Source organism: Paenibacillus sp. 01L418 (assembly GCF_056400045.1).
In genome coordinates this window covers 1-3,491 of record NZ_JBFTSN010000566.1, presented here as the reverse complement: position 1 = coordinate 3,491, position 3,491 = coordinate 1, and the positions used below count along the sequence as shown (strand labels likewise).

The following is a 3,491-nucleotide window of genomic DNA, read 5'->3' as shown; positions in this document are numbered from 1 at the left end:
CTCTCTAAACACAGCTTCGCCGTCCCTAACAGGACGGCGAAGCATCAACACGTATAATTGCCGGACAATTTATTCTAGATCTTCGAACTCTTCATMGTCTTCATCAGGTTTGAAATTAGCCTGAGTTGCTGCTGCAGACAAGTTGCTCGCATCGCGAATTTGCTTTTCAATAACTTCGGCAACATCCTTGTGATCTTTCAAATATTGCTTCGCATTCTCACGACCTTGGCCCAGACGCTCGCCATTGTAAGAGAACCATGCTCCGCTCTTCTGAACGATATCCATCTCAACACCGATATCAACAAGTGTACCTTCTCTGGAAATACCTTCGCCGTACATGATGTCCACCTCAGCTTGCTTAAACGGTGGAGCAACCTTGTTCTTAACAACCTTAATACGAGTACGGTTACCTATCATGTCATTGCCTTGCTTCAGCGTCTCAATACGACGTACGTCAAGACGTACGCTTGAGTAGAATTTCAATGCGCGTCCGCCTGGTGTTGTCTCGGGGTTACCGAACATAACGCCGACTTTCTCACGCAATTGGTTAATAAAGATCGCAATTGTTTTCGATTTGCTGATTGCTCCCGATAGCTTTCTCAAAGCCTGAGACATCAGACGAGCTTGAAGACCTACGTGAGAATCACCCATGTCGCCTTCGATTTCAGCTTTCGGTACGAGTGCCGCAACGGAGTCAATAACGATAATATCTACCGCGCCGCTTCTTACAAGAGCTTCGGCAATTTCCAAAGCTTGTTCGCCTGTATCAGGCTGCGAAAGCAATAGCTCATCAATATTTACACCAAGCTTGCTTGCATAAAGCGGGTCAAGCGCATGCTCGGCATCGATAAAGGCAGCTTGTCCGCCAATTTTTTGAACTTCAGCAATCGCGTGAAGCGCAACTGTCGTTTTACCAGAAGATTCTGGTCCATATATTTCGATAACCCGTCCACGCGGTAATCCGCCTATTCCCAAAGCAATATCTAGAGCAAGCGAACCGCTAGGCACGGTCTCAACTTGCATGTGTGTGGATTCTCCCAATTTCATGATGGAGCCTTTACCAAATTGTTTCTCAATTTGACGCAAAGCCATTTCTAGTGCAGCGCGAYGATCCGACAAGAAACTCACATCCTTCTTTATTTATAATTTTATGATACCTTTTTTCCGGCAGGTTGACAAGCATTTTTTCGAACATACATTCGCCTTTTCGCTTCGCCCCCTTAAATGGACATAAAAAAACCGCAGCAAAGATAATCTTCGCTACGGTTCTTCCGATAACTAAGCTTTATTATAACGGTCAAACCGTCAATTGACAAACATTATTTATGGCAATCATCCATTTACCAAACATGCATCTGCCATTCCTAATCAGCAAAATTACCGTGCTTGCAGCGCAAGCCACAAACGATACAAAGCAGACTTTACTGCTCGCATTCTTATCATGCCTCTGCCGCCGCTCAAATTCAGCGTATGAACAGCGGTCGGTTTGCCGCGCTCGGCAATTCCTACATAGACAAGCCCCACTGGCTTGCCTTCTGATTGTGCTGGTCCAGCAACTCCTGTCAAAGAAACGCCAAAATCAGCATCGGAGAGTTCTCGAACCCGCTCTGCCATTAAAGCGGCAGTCGAATCGCTAATCGCTCCAGGAGCCCCTTCGCCTTCAAGTTGAGTCATCGGAATGCTGAGCATATGATGCTTCATTATATTGGTGTAGGTGACAACCCCTCCTACGTACTCTCCACTGCTTCCAGGAACGTTTGTAATTAGCTCGGCAAGCAAACCCCCACTAATGCTTTCCGCGCTCGCCAGCTTGCGTCTTGAGGCTCTCAGCAGTTGTATAACCTCCTCCTCAAGAGGGATATCCTGCTCTGCATACAAATACTCGCCTACCCGATTCTTAATCTGCTGCACACTTTTATCGATTTTCAGATCAGCCTCAATGGAAGAGCTCGCTTTGGTCGATACGCGTATCGAAACCTCGCCTTCCTTTGCATAAGGTGCGATCGTAGGATCAAGCTGCCCATCAATTAGATCCAGAAGCTTAGCTTCGAGGTTGGATTCACCTATCCCCGCAAACTTTAAAATGCGAGAATAAAGCGGATTGGCCTCTCCCAACATCGAACGCAGCCACCCTTCGCCGGCGCCTTCCATCATCGGCTTCATTTCACGCGGCGGTCCCGGCAGCAGCAAATAAAGTGTTCCATCAACAGACAAACCGTTGCCAACTGCTAAGCCTGTTGTATTTTCCAACGGAACCCCGCCATCGATCATCAAAGCCTGACGACGATTGCTCTCCACCATATGAATGCCGCGCGAGCTGAACATCTGCTCAATTGCTGACATAGACGGCTCATGAATACTCAGCTCACGGTTCAAATAATCAGCTAATACATCTTTTGTAAGATCATCTTGTGTTGGTCCGAGTCCGCCAGTAAAAACAAGCAAATCCGCTCGGCTTCTGCCGATCTCAATGGCTTGCCTCAGGCGAGCAGAATTATCCCCAACTACAGTCTGAAAATAGACGTCTACACCCAACTCTGCAAGCTTCTGCGATAAGTATTGGGCATTCGTATTAACAATTTGCCCGAGCAGCAGCTCTGTCCCGACTGCAATAATTTCTGCTTTCATGATTCAAGTTCTCCTTCATATTCAAATGTATGAGTAAATACAGGCATATAAGCAAAAGCATCTCCCCTTTTTGACGGAAAGATGCTTTACCATTATTCTACCGGAATCAGATGTTTGTTTTTCAAGAAATAATCAATGCCTGAGTAAACCGTAATAGCAGCTGCTACCCAGCTTGCGATAACATCGAATGGAAAATCAATAAAATTGAATGGGAAATTATTAATAAGGAGAGCGATAATCATCGTAATTTGAATCGCCGTCTTCCATTTTCCCCAAGTGCTGGCAGCCATAACAGAACCCTCTAAAAGTGCGATTTGACGAAGTCCTGTAACAGCAAACTCTCTACTGATAATAACAATGGCAATCAGCGCATTAAGTTTATCCATTTCAACAAGTGAAATGAGAACTGCCGCCACGAGAAGCTTATCCGCCAAAGGGTCAAGCAGCTTGCCGAGGTTAGTTACAATTTTGTTTTTCCTTGCAATATAACCATCTAGACCGTCTGTGCTTGCTGCCACAATAAAAATGAGTGCCGCTGCAATTTGATTGTATGTAATGGAGAAGTCAGAAATCGTGAACGACCCCAAATCCACTTTAATAAGCAGAAAAAACATAATAACCGGCACCAAAAATATTCTGGCTAGTGTAATGCGGTTCGCCAGATTCACGCAATTCCCTCCTCAGATCGATCTAACTCATAGGTGTGCGTTACGCGAACCCTTTGTTTGTAAAAAAAATCAGATTTTTGTCCCAGCTGCAATTCATTTGTTAAGCAGCTTTGAGTGACCGCATGTGTTTTTTCTCTCATCTATGTATCCCCCAGATCCAACTGTAAAGCTGTCTAAACAAGTATAATACATGCC

Annotated in this window: 3 protein-coding genes; all 3 read right to left on the bottom strand. The window is 45.3% G+C overall.

Annotation, left to right across the window (positions count from 1 at the left end; translation table 11 throughout):
• Window positions 1-69: 69 nt before the first annotated feature.
• Window positions 70-1,119, bottom strand: coding sequence for a recombinase RecA (gene recA, locus AC1DSE_RS32760; RefSeq protein ID WP_477528875.1), 1,050 nt, complete (start codon window positions 1,117-1,119; stop codon window positions 70-72).
• A 258-nt stretch (window positions 1,120-1,377) separates the two neighbouring features.
• Window positions 1,378-2,628 carry a competence/damage-inducible protein A gene (locus AC1DSE_RS32755; protein WP_477511405.1) on the bottom strand — a complete coding sequence of 417 codons (1,251 nt, stop codon included), beginning with the start codon at window positions 2,626-2,628 and terminating at the stop codon, window positions 1,378-1,380.
• 92 nt (window positions 2,629-2,720) lie between these two features.
• Window positions 2,721-3,296, bottom strand: coding sequence for a CDP-diacylglycerol--glycerol-3-phosphate 3-phosphatidyltransferase (pgsA, locus tag AC1DSE_RS32750; RefSeq protein ID WP_138751526.1), 576 nt, complete (start codon window positions 3,294-3,296; stop codon window positions 2,721-2,723).
• Between the last annotated feature and the right edge of the window lie 195 nt (window positions 3,297-3,491).